The organism is Synergistaceae bacterium (genome assembly GCA_031272035.1).
Lineage (GTDB): Bacteria > Synergistota > Synergistia > Synergistales > Aminobacteriaceae > JAISSA01.
Genome location: JAISUO010000059.1, coordinates 1 through 17,205 on the forward strand (window position 1 = coordinate 1; position 17,205 = coordinate 17,205).

At 56.7% G+C, this 17,205-nt stretch carries 14 protein-coding genes; 11 read left to right on the forward strand and 3 right to left on the reverse strand.

Annotated features, from left to right (window positions below; genetic code table 11):
* Positions 1–429 precede the first annotated feature (429 nt).
* From LBR61_07380 to LBR61_07390, 3 genes are all read left to right on the forward strand, one after another.
* Positions 430–1,632: an aminotransferase class I/II-fold pyridoxal phosphate-dependent enzyme gene (locus tag LBR61_07380; GenBank protein MDR1731900.1), complete on the forward strand. Its 1,203-nt coding sequence runs from the start codon at positions 430–432 to the stop codon at positions 1,630–1,632.
* Between the two features lie 213 nt (positions 1,633–1,845).
* Positions 1,846–2,616, forward strand: a complete 771-nt coding sequence (locus LBR61_07385; protein ID MDR1731901.1) for a hypothetical protein — start codon at positions 1,846–1,848, stop codon at positions 2,614–2,616.
* Between the two features lie 374 nt (positions 2,617–2,990).
* Positions 2,991–4,967, forward strand: a complete 1,977-nt coding sequence (locus LBR61_07390; GenBank protein ID MDR1731902.1) for a S9 family peptidase — start codon at positions 2,991–2,993, stop codon at positions 4,965–4,967.
* Positions 4,968–5,078: 111 nt separating this feature from the next.
* Here the strand turns inward: LBR61_07390 and LBR61_07395 are convergent, their stop codons facing one another.
* Both LBR61_07395 and LBR61_07400 read right to left on the reverse strand, forming a co-directional pair.
* The gene (locus LBR61_07395) at positions 5,079–6,005 is read right to left on the reverse strand and encodes an SH3 domain-containing protein (protein ID MDR1731903.1); all 927 of its coding nucleotides are present in this window, start codon (positions 6,003–6,005) and stop codon (positions 5,079–5,081) included.
* Between the two features lie 66 nt (positions 6,006–6,071).
* The gene (locus LBR61_07400) at positions 6,072–9,692 is read right to left on the reverse strand and encodes a hypothetical protein (GenBank protein MDR1731904.1); all 3,621 of its coding nucleotides are present in this window, start codon (positions 9,690–9,692) and stop codon (positions 6,072–6,074) included.
* 370 nt (positions 9,693–10,062) lie between these two features.
* Here LBR61_07400 and LBR61_07405 point away from each other — a divergent pair, with 370 nt between their 5' ends.
* The 8 genes from LBR61_07405 (at position 10,063) to LBR61_07440 (ending at position 16,744) form a co-directional block, all read left to right on the forward strand.
* Positions 10,063–10,803 carry an NAD-dependent deacylase gene (locus LBR61_07405; protein MDR1731905.1) on the forward strand — a complete coding sequence of 247 codons (741 nt, stop codon included), beginning with the start codon at positions 10,063–10,065 and terminating at the stop codon, positions 10,801–10,803.
* A 65-nt stretch (positions 10,804–10,868) separates the two neighbouring features.
* Positions 10,869–11,414, forward strand: a complete 546-nt coding sequence (lepB, locus tag LBR61_07410) for a signal peptidase I (protein MDR1731906.1) — start codon at positions 10,869–10,871, stop codon at positions 11,412–11,414.
* Between the two features lie 6 nt (positions 11,415–11,420).
* A complete protein-coding gene (locus tag LBR61_07415) occupies positions 11,421–12,266 on the forward strand; it encodes a 50S ribosome-binding GTPase (protein MDR1731907.1) in 846 nt (281 codons plus the stop codon).
* Positions 12,239–12,865, forward strand: a complete 627-nt coding sequence (locus tag LBR61_07420) for a ribonuclease HII (GenBank protein MDR1731908.1) — start codon at positions 12,239–12,241, stop codon at positions 12,863–12,865. Before LBR61_07415 ends, LBR61_07420 begins: the two co-directional genes overlap by 28 nt.
* Before the next feature lie 23 nt (positions 12,866–12,888).
* The gene (locus LBR61_07425; protein MDR1731909.1) at positions 12,889–13,986 is read left to right on the forward strand and encodes a hypothetical protein; all 1,098 of its coding nucleotides are present in this window, start codon (positions 12,889–12,891) and stop codon (positions 13,984–13,986) included.
* Between the two features lie 16 nt (positions 13,987–14,002).
* On the forward strand, positions 14,003–14,326 hold the full coding sequence (locus tag LBR61_07430) for an EscU/YscU/HrcU family type III secretion system export apparatus switch protein (GenBank protein MDR1731910.1): 324 nt from the start codon (positions 14,003–14,005) through the stop codon (positions 14,324–14,326).
* A complete protein-coding gene (locus LBR61_07435; protein ID MDR1731911.1) occupies positions 14,323–14,712 on the forward strand; it encodes a YraN family protein in 390 nt (129 codons plus the stop codon). Before LBR61_07430 ends, LBR61_07435 begins: the two co-directional genes overlap by 4 nt.
* A 40-nt stretch (positions 14,713–14,752) precedes the next feature.
* On the forward strand, positions 14,753–16,744 hold the full coding sequence (locus tag LBR61_07440; GenBank protein MDR1731912.1) for a Dam family site-specific DNA-(adenine-N6)-methyltransferase: 1,992 nt from the start codon (positions 14,753–14,755) through the stop codon (positions 16,742–16,744).
* Between the two features lie 171 nt (positions 16,745–16,915).
* Here the strand turns inward: LBR61_07440 and LBR61_07445 are convergent.
* Positions 16,916–17,205 (reverse strand): hypothetical protein (locus LBR61_07445; GenBank protein MDR1731913.1); only part of this gene is annotated, 290 nt, incomplete at its 5' end.

A 17,205-nucleotide genomic window follows, 5' to 3' on the forward strand; every position in this document is an offset into this window, starting at 1 on the left:
CTCCCAGCGTTTCACCGGAGCGACGCCGAGAAGGGTCAATCCCAGATTCCGGGCTTCGAGAAAAATTTTCTTTTTGAGTTCCTGTCCGCGGCTCGTCATCATTTACGCTTCTTTCTGTATTATGCCGGGCCGCACGAGTCACAGAACACAGGAGATTCCGGGCGGCGGCCTCCCGATTCGTTCATCACGCGGCATTCCTATCGATATAAATTAATATAAATCTTATTTGTTTGGTATGATATTTGAAAAATAATAAAAAGTCAAATCAATAGAAAAAATGTTTTATATCAGGAAATTGATAAAAGTGTGGTCTGCCATTCTTCGATTGATATTTTCCGTTGCATTCATATTATAATAATAAACAGGTTAATTTTGAAAAACTCTTCATAATTCGGAGTATCCAAATTCTAAAAAGAGGGTGTGAACCGGATGGGAAAATCGGAAAAGGGACTGATGACAAAACTGACCCACAGCGGAGAATATCAGATCGCGAAAAAGGCGGCAAATTCCGTGTCGGTTCCGAAGGTGCTTCCTGTTTATATGAGCAGTGTTTTCAGCTTCGACGACGTCCCGACCCTCGACGCGGTATACGAGGGGACCAAAGCGGGATATGTCTACTCCAGAATGGCCAATCCGTGCTACGACAGCCTGAACGAGCTGCTGGCCACAGCGGAGGATGCCGACGGCGCGGTGTCCTTCAGCTCCGGAATGGCGGCCATCATCGCCTCCATCCTGGCTCAGGCGGGGACGGGCGATCACATCGTCGCCTCTTCCGTCCTGTACGGAGGCGTTTATGATTACCTCAAAAACGAGGCCCCCCGCTTCGGCATCGAGGTGGACTTCGTGGACTTCTTCAAGGAAGATCCGGAGAAATACATCCGGCCCAACACGAAAGTCGTCTATACGGAAACGATCACCAATCCTCTGATGGAGGTCGTCGATCTGAAAAAAACCAGTGAAATCGCCCACAAACACGGCGCAAAAGTGATCGTGGACAACTCCTTCGCCACGTCGGTGATCTGCTGTCCGATGAAATTCGGCGTGGACGTGGTCGCCTACAGCGCTACGAAGTACCTGGGAGGACACAGCGACATCACCGCCGGCGCGGTCGTCTCCAGCGCCGCCGAAACAGCCCGAATCCAGAGAATCGCCACCCTGTACGGGAGCATCCCCAGTCCCTTCGACGCCTGGCTGCTGGCCCGCAGTATGCGCACTCTGGAGATGCGCGTGCGCCGGCACAGCGAGAACGCCATGAAACTAGCGGAATATTTTGAAAAACACCCGAAGATCGAAAAAGTTTACTACCCCGGCCTGGCCTCATCGCCGTTTCACGCCGTGGCCGCCGCGCAGTTCGAAAACGGCTGTTACGGGGGGATGCTGAGCGCCGACATCGCCGGCGGGCAAAAAGGGGCCGAAAATTTCATCGCCGCCTGCGAAACCATCAAGTTCGTGCCGAGCCTGGCGGACGTCGCCACCTCCATTTCCTACCCGGCAAAAACCTCCCATCGCGCCTATTCCAAAGAAGAAATGGAGCGATGCGGCATTTCCATGGGGCAATTGCGTTTTTCCACGGGATTGGAGTGCATCGAGGACGTGATCGCGGAATTTGACAAAGCCCTCAAAGCCGTGTGACCGGTTGGAGATGATTGCCTGCCCCCACCGGATTATCGGTCGAGGTCTTCCGGATAATGTGTAAATATCATTTCTTTTAGCTATTTTAACTTTAGCCGTTTAATTTCAAATTTAATGTATCGAAAGACTTCTTCTGTCCTTGTTCCTGAGAAAAGTTGCGCTACAATATGAAATAATGACTCTTAACATAATCTAAACGAGAGGAAGTTCCGTATGAGCGCGCGAAATCCGAACGATATACTGGATGAGTTGACGGCGAGCCTCCAGGACGCGGAGGGGCAGCAACGCAGGTATCACAACGAAGCTCTGGACATGGAGGACGAGGAACTTTCGAAAACCACCCAGCACGAGACCTACTCCAGGATACGCAAAATCAGGGGATGGCTGCAGAAACTCTCCGATCTGAGAGACGAATTTTCCGAGGCGGGCCTGTTTCTTTCGGGGCAGTCTCCGGCTCAGGAGAGAAAAACTCCGGGAAAAACCATAAACCATCCGAGAGAAGCGCCGAGAGAAAAGTCCGAAAAAAACGCCCTCCATACGGCGGGAAGCCCTGTTTTCATGTCCTCCGCCCCGACCGCGGCAAACCGGCCAAAGCTCGACGAAAACCCCGCCGGACACCCGTCCTCCGAGGATTTAAACAGCATGAAACCCTCCTCTTTTTCTCTGTTGGGAAAAATCTATCCCGTGAATTTCTGGCATGAAATCCTCATCAAGGTTTGCGAGGTCATGATTTTCAAAAAGCCCTTTGTCATGGCCAATCTGGACAAGGACGCGGCAAGCCTGGATTTGCCGCCGCAGTTGGCCTCCCGCCTGAAATTCAGCTACCGGGACGACGAAATAAAAACCAACAAAACGCGTCTGAGCAACAATTTGTGGATCGACACGGCCTACAATGCCGGCGAGTGCCTCACTCTCACCCGAAGTATCCTCTCGCTGTGCGGTTTTAAACCCGAAGAACTGACGGTGGAGTACAAACAGGCGTAACCCGCGCAGCCTGAACGCGCAAAGTCAGCGCCAGCTTCCGCGTTCCAGAAATTTCCCGAAGGCCTTCGGAGCTTCGGGAAAATTTTTTCGCCCCTACCCACCCGGAAGCGATTGGACTTTACGTCGAAGACCCCGTCGGGAAGCACCATCGTTCGAGCTGAAATTCCAAAAATCCTCACAGACAGCTCCCTCCTTAATTATTCCTCTGAAATAATCCCCTGTAATAAATATAATTATAAAATAAACGCGAGACAATAACAGACAGAATCGATAAATAATTGAAAATGCTCTCGAAACCGTCGTTCACGCTATTTTTTGCTATAATGAGACAGCAATAATAGTGATAACTTCACGTTCGTACAGGAGGTACAGCTATGAGCAGATATACCGTCCCTCACGATATTCTGGCTTTTCGTTTTTTAGCCTGTCCGCGTTTTTCTCCGGATGGAAGAAAGATCGTTTTCGCGGTTCATCAGGCCGACCTCGAAAAAAACCGTTATCTCTCGGACCTGTGGCTCTGCGACCTGGACGGGGACCAGGTGACGCGTCTGACCTCTTCCGGCGCGGAAAAGGCCTTTTGCTGGAGCCCGGACGGAAAGCGCGTTCTTTTCGTCAGCGAGCGGGACAAAAAAAAGGAAGAAAACCCAAAAGACAAAAAAAGCGCCTCTCTCTACTCCATTCCTCTGACAGGGGGCGAAGCCGTGCCTCTGGCGACCGTCTCCCGACCGGTGACGGAGCTGTGGGCGCTGGACGAGGACCGTCTGCTCCTCAAAACAGTCGAAGAACCGGAGGAACCCCGCTTCGAGGACGCGGATTACATGATCTTCGAACAGGTGCCCTTCTGCTCCAACGGAAAGGGCTTTACCGGCCAGAGACGGACGGCGCTTTCTCTTTTCTCCGTTTCCTCGGGGGAATTAAAACGGCTTTCACCGGCGGAAATGGACGTGGGACAGGTCCGGCTCCGGCCGGATCGAGGCCTGGCTCTGGCGGTGGGGCGAAGCTACAGGGACGAGATGCCGGAAACCTCCGGAGTCTGGTCTTTCGATCTGCGCTCCGGAACGGTCGCCCCCGTGCTGGAACAGGGTTCTTTCAACTGGAACTGCGCGGCTCCCCTGCCCCGGGACGACGGAATACTGCTGACAGGGACGGATATGAAGCGTTACGGACACAACGAAAACGCCCGTTTTTACCTCCTGAGGGAGGGAAAGCCGGAATGCCTGACAGCCGACATGGACAGAGGGCTTCGAAACTCCGTCATCTGCGACTGCCGCTATGGACTTTATGACATGAACGCGGCGTTTTGGACCGACAGAGAGCCCGGCTCGGAAACGGCGAAAGCCTGGTTCGTCTCCACGGACGGATACTATTCCCACCTTCACACGGTGGACCTTCAGGGGAAAATCCTTCAGGTCACGAAAGAACTGGCCACGGTGGACGATTACGACGTGCATCAGGGAAAAGCGGCAGTGGTGGGACTGGAGGGGCGTTTTCTCCAGGAGCTGTACCTCGTGGAAAACGGTCGGGAACGCCGGCTTACCGATTTCAACCGCACCTCCCTGAGCCAGTGCGACATCAGCGTTCCGGAGTATGTCCATCTGGAAAATGGAACGGCCCAGGGCCTCGACTGCTGGTACATGCGTCCGGTCAGCTTCGAGGTGGGCAGGAAGTATCCCGCGATTCTCCACATCCACGGCGGCCCCAAAATGACCTTCGGAGACGTGTTCGTCCACGAGATGCAGTGCTGGGCCGCGGCGGGTTTCGTCGTCCTCTTCTGCAACCCGAGAGGCAGCGACGGCAGAGGCGATGCCTTCGCCGACATTCGCGGCCAATATGGAACCATCGACTATGACGACCTGATGCTCTTCACGGACTGGGCCCTGGAAACGCTTCCCTTCGTCGATCGGGACCGGCTGGGGGTCACGGGGGGATCCTACGGCGGCTTCATGACGAACTGGATCATCGGCCATACGGACCGTTTCCGGGCAGCGGCCACCCAGCGCAGTATCTGCAACTGGATCTCCATGGCCGGCATCTCCGACATCGGATATTACTTCGTCCCCGACCAGCAGGCGGCGGATATCTGGACCGACGCGGAAAAACTGTGGGAACATTCTCCCCTGCGGTATCTGAACCAGGCGAAAACGCCCACGCTGATCATCCACTCCGACGAGGACCACCGCTGCGAAATTTCCCAGGGACTTCAGGTGTTCACCGCTCTGAAGCGCAACGGCGTTGAAAGCCGAATTTGCGTATTCAGGGGCGAAAACCACGAACTCAGCCGAAGCGGCCGCCCGAAACCAAGGCTCGCCCGAATGCAGGAAATTATCCAGTGGTTTAAGGAAAGACTGTAAGTTAAAAACTGTAACAGAAAGATTGCAAAAGGTTGCAGCTGAAAGACTGTAATTCGCAGGAAGCCGCGACGAGGGGGGAGCCGTCCCCCCTCCGTCATTTTCGCCCTTTCGCTACAGTTCCAGCTTCACCAGAGTCCCGCTGACCCATCCTTCTTTGTCATTGGCCTCGAAACGGACGCGATACCAGGAACCTCCGCCGGAATCCGCGCTGCGCTCCAGAACGGTGAAACGCTCTCCCCGGCGGGCCCATCCCAAAACATTGGTCGTGTCCAGGGTGTTGGGAGCCGAACGAATCCTGGCGGCGTTGGAGGAAACCATCCCTCCCGTCCCCTTCGGCACCAGGGCAGTCTCTTCCGGAACGGGGTCGGGTAACGAAGGAGGGATTTCCACAATGATCACCTGAGGATCCCCGGAGCCGGCTTCTCCGTCGGGCAGAACGGAAATATCCAGCTTCGGGGCGCGACCTTCCAGGGCGACGGGGCTTGGCGTGGCGGGAACAGACGCGACCGCCAGAGGCTGCTGCAAAGGCGGAGACGACCGGCCGGAAACGTCTTTCGAAGGCATGTCGGGAGTTTCGTCCTTCGACGTCTCGTCTGTCTTCGGGAGGACGTCCGCCGACACCTCCTTTCTGGACTTCAGCGGATCGGGAATTGAACCGGAATTTGTTTCCTCCGGGGAGAAAAACGAGTTCCAGAGACTGACCGCTTCCTCTCTCGCCTGGCGAACGTATTGGCCCCCAAACTCGTCGGGCCACTCGGGAGCGGCAAGGAGGATTCCCAGGACGATGACGACCGCGAGAAACACAAGAGAAAGAAAACAACCACATCCTCTGCCCCTGGGCTCCATTTCCTCCAGATATTCATCTTCTCCGTCGTCGATTTCCGATTCCTTCCTTCGGGGACCGTGGAACGTGAAATCAAAGCCGGACTCCCGGAGGACGTTGATGCGCGCGGCGCGAAATTCACTTTCCGTAATGTATTTTGCCTGTAAAAGATCCTGCAGCTCGTCCAGACGCTGTTTTGTAGTTTTGGTCTCCATACCCTGCAATCCCCCTCCGTCCTTTTATTTTTGCGATACTCCGCTTTTTCCCGTTATTTCTTCTTGTTATTTCTTCTTTTTAAAGAGGCCCTCTATGCCCTTTTGAATCTCCTTCTCGATTTTTTGCTGCTGCTGCTGTTTGGGATCGGGCTGTGGCTGTCCTTCCGTGGTTCCCGACTCCTTCTTCGTCTCTTTTGTTTCCTTCGTCTGGGGGGCAATGGCGTCCAGAATCGCCTCCTTGAGGACCTCCTCCGGCTTTGCCGGGGCGGAGGGCGCTTTGGGCGCGGCAGGAGCGGCAGGAGCAGAGGAAGTTCCCTGCGCGGAGGCCGGGGTCTGGGTTTGAGCCGGTTTCGAAGCCGCGCTTTGGTCCTGCTGCTGACTGGAAGGCCCGACCTTCAGAAGAGCGACAGACGGTTTATCCGCGGTCCCCGTGACCTTCACCGAGACATCCCGGAAGTCCGACTCCTGTGAAGATTCTTTCGCGGCCCCAAGGGCTCCCTTCAGGGCGGACTCCAGATTTTTCCCGCTGAAAACGTCCTGCAGACTGCCGCCTCCCTTGAGAAGGGCCTCGGCCCCACCCGCCGCGCCTCCCGCCAGAGCGTTGACAAGCTGAAAATTGACGTTGCCGGCGGCTACGAAATAGAGTTTTTTGTCGAAGGTGAAAGCTCCGTCCTCCGTGAGGGCCGCGGACCTGTAAATCGGGTCTTTGGCCGGAGGAACAGCCGACGAGCCCTTCGCCACAATCAGCCGGCCCGTCTCAATCCGCAGAGGCGCCGTCACCTTTGTATAGCGGATGCCGTTCACGCCGTAAAGTCGGGTCAGGACGTCAAGACCGCTGAAGCCGCTGATGGAGCCCTCACCCATCGTAAACTGTCCGCTGCCGGAGTACGTCAGGTTTTTGGCCGCACTGCCGTCGATTTTCAGGGAAAGAACGCCCTTCCCCGTTATTTTTCCACCCAGCCCCCCGGTGGCATCCTGAGCCGCGGCGTTGACGTCGAAGCCCTCGGCGGTCACGGAGTCGCTGAACTTCATGGCGTTCATGTCAAAAGTCAGGCTGTTTTTCACCTTTCCGCCATAGAAGTTCAGGGTCCCGTTTTCTGACTTCAGGGAATTACCGGAAAGCGCCAGAGGAATATTCAGGTCGGAGAGCTTCAGTCCATAGGCCGTAACAGCCGCGGAACGAACGCTTCCCGTCCCGCTGTTGCCCTGAGCGCCGGATTTGACGCTGAAATTCAGATCCGCTTTTCCGGAAAAGGCCCCTTTCATATCGGGAAGCCCCGCCGTCAGAGCCGCCAGATCCAGCCCCGTTCCGGAAATATCCAAATCCGCCCGGAAGGGTCCGCTCAGGACGACGGTTCCCGTGGCGGAAAGGGGCGCGCCTCCCAGGTTCGCTTTGAAACTGTTGATTTTCAGCGCGCTCAAATTGCCGGAGACGTCGGCCGCCAGGTCCGTGGCCGTCAGGCCGCTTGCCGCGATATTCGGGACCTGGGCCGTGAAGGCTATGGAGGGGTTGGAAGAAGTTCCCTTTACGCTGGCTTTTCCCGAAAGAATCCCGGAGAGAGGAACGCTCAGTCCTCCGCTTTTTGCCAGAGGCGCAAGGTCCAGGCGGGTGAGGTCGAAGGCCAGGTCCAGTTTTGCGTCCGTGTTTTTCGCGTCGGCGGCGAGAGTCACCGTTCCGCCTCCCGTTATGGAGCCCTCGCCGCTTTTCGCGGAGGCGTTTTCCAGGCGAATCTGCTGCCCGTCCTTTTTAATCGTCGCGGAGAGGTTCTGCAGTCCCATGCCGGACGCAGCCAGAACGCCCGCTTTCAGGTTCAGATCCATTTTGTCGAGTTTAGCCAGGTCTCCCCCCAGGACTGTGGTCGCCTCCAGATTTTTCGCGCTGACCACATCGAACGCCGAGAGCGCCGGAGACGACGCCGTCAGTTCCACCTTCGGAGAGGGCAGTTTGCCCGTGAGCTTCACCCCCGCGCTGATGTTGCCCTGCAGCTTCCAGGCCGCAACGTCGGGAACGAACTGCTTCAGAGCGGCCGGGCTGAAGGCGAGCTGGGCCTTCATGTCGATGGAGGGCGTTTTCGAGGACAGGGGCCCCACCGACCCGTTCACCTTTATGGGGAGCCCGCTCCAGGTTCCCCCGCTGTCGGTGAGCTTCAGAGTGCTTCCGTCCCAGGCAAAGGTGACCGAGGGTTTATCCAAATCATAGCCCATCGCCGAAAATTTGGGGCTGCTGACCGTACCGCTCACCGTCGGCGAGGAGACCTTGCCCTTTATGGCCAGGTCGGCGGTCAGGGCTCCGGAAAGACCGTACTTTTTCCCGTCCGGAATGAGGTCCTCCACCTTTTTGATGTCCAGGTTCAGCAGCTTCAGGGTCAGATCCAGAGCCGCGCCCGTGAGAATATGGGCGGCTGTCCCCTGAAGATACCCCTGCGCGCCTTCGAGAACGAATTTGCCGCTGACCGTGGCCGTGTCGCTCTGGGCCAGTTTGACCTGCGCGGCCAGCCCCGTGATCTGCCGGTTCATGAGGACGACCTCCGGAGCCGCAAGCTCCACCGTTCCCGACAGGGCGTTGGTGGGCCCCTGAATGCGAGCCGAGAACCGGTCGACCTTCCCTTCGACTTTTCCGAGCTGAGGATACAGCCTGGCCAGCTCGTTCAGGGGCGCATCGCTGCCCTCCAGCTGAATCATGATGGAAGGCACGGCTCCCGGCTTCATGGCCACGGCTGCGCTGCCGTCAATGGGAATCCCCAGGGCGGTGGCCTTCAAATCGCTCACCGTGAGACGCATGTCGGAGTATTTCAGATTCGCTGAAACATTTTCCACCGGATAACCTCCCAGGGTCGACCCCCGGTAGGCCAGAGACGCGGTGATCATCAGGCTGCTGCCCGCTCCCTCCAGAGAAAAGTTCACGTCCGCCGCGCCGCTGTAGTCGTCGGAACTGAGAAAATCCCGCCAGAACGCCGTGATTTCCGATACGTCGATGTTTTTGAGGGTTCCCTGAAAATCGACGGCATATCCGTCAGGCCCCGGACGAAGGGAGCCGGAAGAGGTCAGGGACCCCTTGCCCACGCCGATGTCGGCCTTGTGGACGGTGATGTTTTCCCCCTGCATAGCGAGGTCGAGGCTCCCCTTCACCGGAACCGCGTTGACCGCGCCGTCAAGGGCGATGTTCATCTGAGGACCGCTGAAACGGGCCGTCGCATCGCCGACGTCGATCTCTCCCCACTTCGAGGTAAAACGGCTTTCCTTCAGGGTGAGCCGGTCGATGGGGACTTCTCCGCTGCCCTGAGAGTCCGAAAATTTAATTTTGCTGAACTCCGTCACAAATTTGTCGAGATCCATCTCGACGCCGCCGATGGAGAGCGTGGCCAGACGGGGCGAGCCCTTCAGCAGCGACATGAAGTTGACTCCGGCCCCCAGAGATTTCGCCGAGAAGAGGCTCTCGTTCTGCGCGGATGCCAGCTGGATTTCGCTGAAGGTGTAGCCTCTGATGGGATTGCCGTGCACCTCCTTAACGGAGAGCTGCATTCCCGTCTGCTCCGCCACCGTTTTTTTCGCTATATCCGCCACCATACCTCCCGCAATATCAAGAACGGACAGAGCGACGCCACCCACCAGAACGAGAGACGCCACAGTCCCCGCAATATACAGGAAAATTTTTCCACCGCCTGTTTTTCCCGCCTGTCTGCGCACTGAAGATCACATCCTTTCAGACCTCAAACCTCAGACCTCACACTTCATACATACTTCAATACTTCAAAACTACAACTGTCCGGATTTTCTTCATAAGTAAAATTTAACCGCTTTGACGAAAGAAAAGCAACATAAAAACGCCAGGCAAACGTCAAACCGGAGTCTGTTTCATTTAAATCTCTCTTAAATTTTATTTAATTTTTTTCAGATTTTTTCAGAGCAGCGGAATTTTTTATTTTTGGTCTCCCGAATTAAGTAAAATATTCTTATAATGTTACGGGTACGGAGAGAGAATAAAGCGTCGAAGGACAGCGCACGACACGGCGCAGAACATGGAATATAAGCACGGAGTGATCGGGGGAGCAAAACGATGGAAAAAAACGGCTCGGGCAATCAGAACTCAAAAAAGCAGAATTTAAAAAAACTCGTGGTTTTGACGGGAGCGGGCATCAGCGCGGAAAGCGGGCTCAGAACCTTCCGTGACAGCGACGGCCTCTGGGAGGAGCACAACGTGATGGACGTGGCCAGCATCGAGGGCTGGTACAGAGATCCGAAGCTGGTGACCGAGTTCTACAACGCCCGGAGGCGTCAGCTCGGGGATGTGAAACCCAATCGGGCGCATATCGTACTGGCGGAGCTGGAAAAGGATTTCGACGTGCGGATCGTGACGCAGAACGTGGACGACCTTCACGAGCGGGCGGGGAGCACTCAGGTGATTCACCTGCACGGAGAGCTCACAAAAATCCGCAGCACCCGGGACGAATCGAAAATCATCGACATCGGCTACGGAGATCTGACGCCGGGCCGGACGGACGAGACAGGAGCGCCGATGCGTCCCCACATCGTCTGGTTCGGAGAGGCCGTCCCCCTCATCGCCGAGGCGGACCGGCTGGTGAGAGAAGCCGATCTTTTCGCCGTTATCGGGACCTCCCTGGTGGTCTATCCGGCAGCGGGCCTTGTGGGTTCCCTTCGCCCCGACGTCCCCGCCTTTCTGGTCGACCCCGGAGACGTGGAAATGCGCCTTCCGTCCAATTTTACCGTGATAAAAGAAAAAGCGGGAACCGGAGTCGAGAAGATGCGCGAGAAACTGGCGGCTTATATGGTAAGATAACAAAGCTGTATCTAAAAATAAACGGATAATGTTAGGGCAGGAATTGGGAACGGAGGCTTTGTATTTTGGCGACAGAAGTTGTAAAGCCCTGGTGGAGAGAGACGCTGGAGACCATTCTTTGGGCTCTGGCTCTGGCATGGATCATACGAACCTTTGTTGTTCAGGCTTTCTGGATTCCCAGCGGGTCCATGGTGCCGACGCTCGAGGTGGGAGACAGAGTGCTGGTGGCAAAGTTCTGGAACTGGTTCACCACGCCGTCACGGGGCAGTATTTACGTTTTTAAATATCCGGAGGATCGATCCCGGGATTTCATCAAGCGCATCATCGCCATTCCGGGCGACACGGTGGATATTCGAGACGGAGTCGTATACGTCAACAACGCTCCTGTCAGCGAACCCTATGTGAAGAACAAAGACCACTACACCATGCGTCCGAACAAATTTTATCCCGAGGTTCCTTTTGTGGTTCCGGAGGATATGTACTTCGCGCTGGGCGACAATCGCCCCAACTCTCAGGACGGTCGTTACTGGGGATACATCCCCGTGAAGGACATTTACGGTCCCGCCTTTTTCCGGTACTGGCCTCTCCTGCGTATCGGTTTTCCCCGTTGACCGGCTTTGGGCAGAACCGTCTGGTATCCCGGGCACATGGCCCGGGGCGACCGTAAACTTCGTGAACTGGCCGAAAAACTGGATCTCATCATTGAGGTGCGCGATGCCCGCGCGCCTTTTTCCACGTCTTCGCCCCTCATCGCCTCCCTGTCCCGCCTGAAACCCGTGGCGGTGATTCTCTCTAAAAAGGACCTGGCTTCCCCCGAACGCACCCGCGTATGGATGGAAACCCTTACGGAGGAGAAAAAAGACACCTGGGCCTTCGATTTGCGCAGGGACAGCCTGGGAGCGCTTCGCCGGATTCTCGCCCGAATGAAGCCCCGGCACCGGGAACTTCGCCTGGCCGTGGTGGGCATTCCCAACGTGGGGAAATCCATGTTTCTGAACATGCTCGTGGGGAAATCCTGCGCCCGGGTCGGCGGAATTCCCGGCATCACACGGGACGTAAGCTGGTACAAAGGCGGCGATTTTCTCGTCGTGGACTCCCCCGGCATCCTCGACCCCCATTCGGAGCCCGGCGTGCATCGCGTGCTCGCCTGGCTGGGCTGCAGCAAAGCCGAGGTTCTGGGAGGTTTCGAAGTCACCGCTCTGGAGCTGATCCGCTTTTTGAGGGAACGGGACCTCTGGAGCATCGTGGCCGCTCACTGGGGACTGGAAACACCCGAAGAACCCGACGAGCTGACGCTGGATCGGGTGGGGCGTCGTCTGGGCTGCCTGGTGTCGGGAGGAGCCGTCAACAGAGAACTGGCGGGACGGCGTCTGGTGGATGCCTTTTCCGCCGGAAAGCTGGGCCCCATGACTCTGGAGCTTCCCGGTGAGTCGCTGTGGATTCCCGGAACCGGCGACAGCTGAATTTCCTGGAGACCCTCAAAAGTTTTGAAGGGGTTCTCGCCGGAACGGACGAGGCCGGACGAGGACCGCTGGCCGGCCCTGTGGTGGCCGCCGCCGTGGTTTTGACGAAAAAGCAGGAGGAGACGCTTCTGAACCTGGGGCTCGACGACTCCAAACGCCTGTCCCCCAAAAAACGGGAGGCCCTTTTTCTCGCCATGAACGATCTGAAGGTCCTCTGGCGGGCCCAGGCCGAAAGCGTACGCACCATCGACCGAATCAACATCTCCGCCGCATCTCTTCGCGCCATGGGCCGCAGCCTCCAAAAACTCCCCCTGCCCGTGGATTTGGCGGTGATCGACGGATTGCTGGAAATTCCGGACCTTCCCATCAGGCAACAGACTCTCGTGGCGGCGGACGCGCTGGTTCCGGCGGTTTCTGCGGCTTCTGTCGTTGCCAAGGTCCTGAGGGATCGTGTTATGATGGCTTTGGATCGGCTTTATCCCGAATACGGATTCGCGAAGCACAAGGGCTATCCCACGGAGGTTCATCGCCGGGCGGTACGAACCTTCGGACTTTCTCCCGTCCATCGCGTTACGTTTTGTAAAAAGCTGATTCCGTAAATTTTTCGAAAGGTTCTATGGGTATGGCGCAGATATCGAATCTCAACGTACAGGTCAATCAGAATCAAATCGGTCAGAATCAGGTAACTCCCGGCGGAGTGACCCCGGTTTCCTCCGAGGGACCCCATCCGTCGATACGCTCCGGAACGCTGGTGGAGGGGCAGGTTCTCTCCCGAAACGACGACGGAAGCTACACCGTCCGGGTGACTGCTCAGGGACAGCAGGGATCGCGAACTCTGACGGCCCGCGCCACCCTGGACCTGATCCCGGGAGAAAATTTCCGCGCCGTTTGGGACGCGTCGGGGACGGACAAAGTGCCGGTTCTGCGCCTCGCCAAAGGCGAACTTTCCTTTCTTTCCCGACTGCCCCTGGCCGACAGGGAACTGGCGACGGCGCTCCTGTCCCGGGGAATGCCCCTGTCCGATGAAGTGCTTCTCTCCATTCGCGAAACCTGGCGGAGAATGGGCGGCAAAGAGACGCAGCTCAACTCCCTGTTGGAGCTATGGGCCCGAAATCTGCCCATGACCCGGGAGAACGTCGAGCTTTTGTCCTGGTACATGTCGCTGAACGGAGAAGCCGCGGGCGCGATGTGGGAACGCATCCGCAAAGAAGTGAGAGAACGCTCCCGAAAAGGAGAGAACCCCGTCGAAATTCTGCGGGGGCTGAAAGAGGGAAAAGGCGAGGGAACGGCAGAGATTTCGAAGTTCCTGCGGGGACACTCGCTGCTGCTGAGCGCCCCTCGGGAGGACGTCAACCCCGCCCTCCTCTGCGCGCCGCTGTGGCCTCTCTCCGATGAAACGGGAGGCGGCGTCGCCCGGGTCTTTGTGGGGCGCGTCCACGAAGAAGGGGAAAAGCGCTACTGGCAGGTGGGTTTTTCCATGGAAGGCACGCGGCTGGGAGAAATCGGGGGAGACGTGGAAAGCGACGGACGCTCCTACAATCTTTCCCTCTTCGCGGAACACAACGCCACCTGCGAACTGCTGAAACATAAACGTCACCTCATTCGCAGAGAACTGGAGGACATTCCTCTGGCTCTGCAATCCATCAACGTTTCACGGATTCTCGAAGGCGGACTGCGCCGACAGATCCTCGCCGACAGAGGACTCGACATCACCGTCTGACCTGGAGGCGCACCCGATGGAAGATAATCAGAATTTCTCGAAATCAACAAATTCAAAATCACCAGATTCCAGATCGCCGCAGCGGGACGGGGCCGTGGCCCTCAAATACGATCAGAAGCACGATACGGCTCCCGTAGTGACCGCGTCGGGAGAGGGGTTCATCGCGCGCCGCATCGTTGAAGTGGCTCAGGCCGCCAACGTCCCCATCGTCAAAGACGCGGCGCTGGTTTCGGCTCTCCTTTCTCTGGAGCTGGGGCAGGAGGTTCCCGTGGAGCTCTACGACGCCGTGGCGCGGGTCCTTGCCTGGATCTACAAACTGGACAAAGGCGCCGAAGCGTGAGGGCGCTTCACCTGGAGCTGGGGAAACGGGCGGAAAATTTTGCGGCCGCTCACGTCGAAAAGCTGGGCTGGCAGATTTTATCCCGCAATTTCACCTGCCGGAGGGGAGAACTGGACATTGTCGCGCTGGATAAACAGGAAAAAGAGCTGGTGGTCCTCGAAGTTCGATACCGCACAATCGGACAGATGCAGTCTCCCGCGGATTCCATCGGACCCAAAAAGCTGCGCTCCCTGGTGGCCGCCGGCCGCGTTTACGTGGAGGACGCCAAATGGACGGGCCCCTGGCGCATCGACCTCCTGGGGATCACCGCTTCCCCTCACGAACCTGAAAATCGCTGGACACTGGAACACATCCGGGATATTACCGGAGGAAACTTTCCCGTCTGAGCTCCGCGCCGAAAGCGTTTCGAAGCGGAGGTGAGCGACATTGCCGCGGGCACGGGCCGGGGCGCTTCCGCATGGAAAAACACCGGCGCTTAAAACCACATCCGTCAGCAACCGCCGCTATCTTGGCGGCAAATACAGGCTTCTGCCGTTCATCAGGTCGGTGGTCGAGCGCGAGTGCAGCGACGTCGAAAGCGTCGCCGACATCTTCGCCGGAACGGGGGCGGTGGCGTCGGCGTTCACCGACAAACGGCTCATCACCAACGACAACCTCTACAGCAACTACATCTGCCATCTGGCCTGGTTCAGCCCTCAGCCCTGCTCAGAAAAGAAAATCGAGAACCTGATTTCGTTCTATAACGGCGCGAACCCGACGAGCGACAACTACATGAGCGAGAACTTCGCCGACACGTTCTTCAGCCGCGCCGACTGCCGCAAAATCGGATTCGTGCGCGAAGACATCGAAGCGCGATATAAAAACGGCGAAATCAACGAGCGCGAGCGCGCTTTGCTCATCACCTCGCTGCTCTACGCCGCGGACAAAATCGCGAACACCTGCGGTCACTACGACGCTTTCCGTCAGGGCGCCAGGTTTGACAGACACATCGAGCTGGCCGTGCCGCTGCCGGAGGACGATCTGAACCCGGGAAACGTCTGCTGCAACGAGGACACAAACGAGCTGGTCCGGCGAATCACCGCCGACCTGGTGTACATCGACCCGCCCTACAACTCCCGACAGTACTGCGACGCCTATCACCTCCTGGAGAACGTCGCCCGCTGGGAGAAGCCCGTCGTGTCGGGCGTTGCCCGAAAGATGAACCGAACCGCCCTCAAGAGCGACTACTGCACGCAAAAAGCGGCGGCGGCTTTTGAGGACCTGATCTCGAACGTCAGCGCGAAATATATTCTGCTGTCCTACAATAATATGGCTCAAAAAGGCGATGGCCGTTCCAACGCAAAAATCAGCGATTCAGATATTATGAGAATTCTTTCCGCCAAAGGCGAGGTCAAAATTTTCACGCAGGACTACAGACCGTTCAGCGCGGGCAGGTCCGACATTGAAGAACATGAGGAACGCCTGTTCCTGTGCATCTGCAAACCCCGAAAGCGGGTCATTATCCCGTCGCCGCTGAACTACACCGGCGGCAAGTTCAGGCTGCTGGAGCAGATACTTCCGCACTTTCCGGAGAGAATCGACACGTTCGTCGATTTGTTCTGCGGCGGATGCAGCGTGGGCATCAACGTTTCCGCCGACCGCGTCCTTTTCAACGACAGCAGCCCGCAATTGTCGGGCCTCTGCAACACGTTCAGAAATCTCGGACGCGATGCGGTCTTGAACAGGATTGACGACGTGATAGCGAAATACGGGCTGTCGCGCTCCTCAGAACACGGTTACGCGTTTTATGACTGCGAAAGCTCCGCCGGACTTGCCCGCCGTAACCGTGAGCCGTTTCTGCGCCTGCGTGAGGATTTCAACAACGGCGGAAACGAGGATGACGACCGCGGCATCATGCTGTACGTGCTGATTGTCTTTGCCTTCAACAATCAGATCCGGTTCAACTCCAGGGGCAGGTTCAATCTGCCCGTCGGCAAGCGCGACTTCAACGACAGGATGAAATCAAAACTGTCGGCCTTCATCGACCGTTTGCAGGAGGGCAGCTATCAGTTTACCTGTCGGGATTTCCGCGAGGCCGACACGTCGGAACTGACCGAAAACAGCCTTGTCTACTGCGATCCGCCGTATCTGATAACCTGCGCCACCTACAACGAACAGAACGGATGGAACGAGCGATGTGAGCGCGACCTGTTGGCCCTGCTTGACTCCCTGAACGAACGGAAAATAAGGTTTGCCCTGTCCAACGTGCTGACCGGCAAAGGCAGGACGAACGACATTCTTGCGGAGTGGGCGAAGAAGTACCGCGTGATCCATCTCGAACACAGCTACTCCAACTCCAACTACCATCGCAGGGACCGCGGAGGCACGGAGGAAGAAGTGCTGATCGTGAACTACGGAGAAGACAAAGAACTCCGCTGATTTTCCTTTCCCTGTTTGCCCGTTTTTTGATGTAATACAATATGGTGGAGTTACATTTTTTACTAAACATGTAAATCTTGCTCTGATGCAGGGCCTTCTTTATTTAGGGAGGCCCTGCTGATTTATACGCTGAAATTTACAGTCGAAATCAGATACCTAAAGGACGTTAACTCACTGTATCAGGCCGCGAACCTGATCGATTGGCAGCTCCGTGATTTCGGAAATGCTTTCGGGAGACTCTCCCCGCGCGAACAATTTTTTGGCTATTTCACATTTCTCTTTTTCGACACCCTGTGCTATACCCTTTTCGATTCCCTTTTCCGTATAATATTCTTCAGCAATGGAAATATACACGATTTTTCCCCCCTTATCCAGCTGCTCCTGATACTCTCTGTACTGAAGCTGCAGTTGTTTATCCCGCAGGTTGATAATTCGTTCAAGGAAAAGCATGAGATCACGTT

Bases quoted from the DNA above. Each gene is read 5' to 3' on its own strand.
- LBR61_07380 (MDR1731900.1), top strand. From the start codon at position 430: ATGGGAAAATCGGAAAAGGGACTGATGACAAAACTGACCCACAGCGGA.
- LBR61_07385 (MDR1731901.1), top strand. From the start codon at position 1,846: ATGAGCGCGCGAAATCCGAACGATATACTGGATGAGTTGACGGCGAGC.
- LBR61_07390 (MDR1731902.1), top strand. From the start codon at position 2,991: ATGAGCAGATATACCGTCCCTCACGATATTCTGGCTTTTCGTTTTTTA.
- LBR61_07395 (MDR1731903.1), bottom strand. From the start codon at position 6,005: ATGGAGACCAAAACTACAAAACAGCGTCTGGACGAGCTGCAGGATCTT.
- LBR61_07405 (MDR1731905.1), top strand. From the start codon at position 10,063: ATGGAAAAAAACGGCTCGGGCAATCAGAACTCAAAAAAGCAGAATTTA.
- LBR61_07425 (MDR1731909.1), top strand. From the start codon at position 12,889: ATGGCGCAGATATCGAATCTCAACGTACAGGTCAATCAGAATCAAATC.
- LBR61_07430 (MDR1731910.1), top strand. From the start codon at position 14,003: ATGGAAGATAATCAGAATTTCTCGAAATCAACAAATTCAAAATCACCA.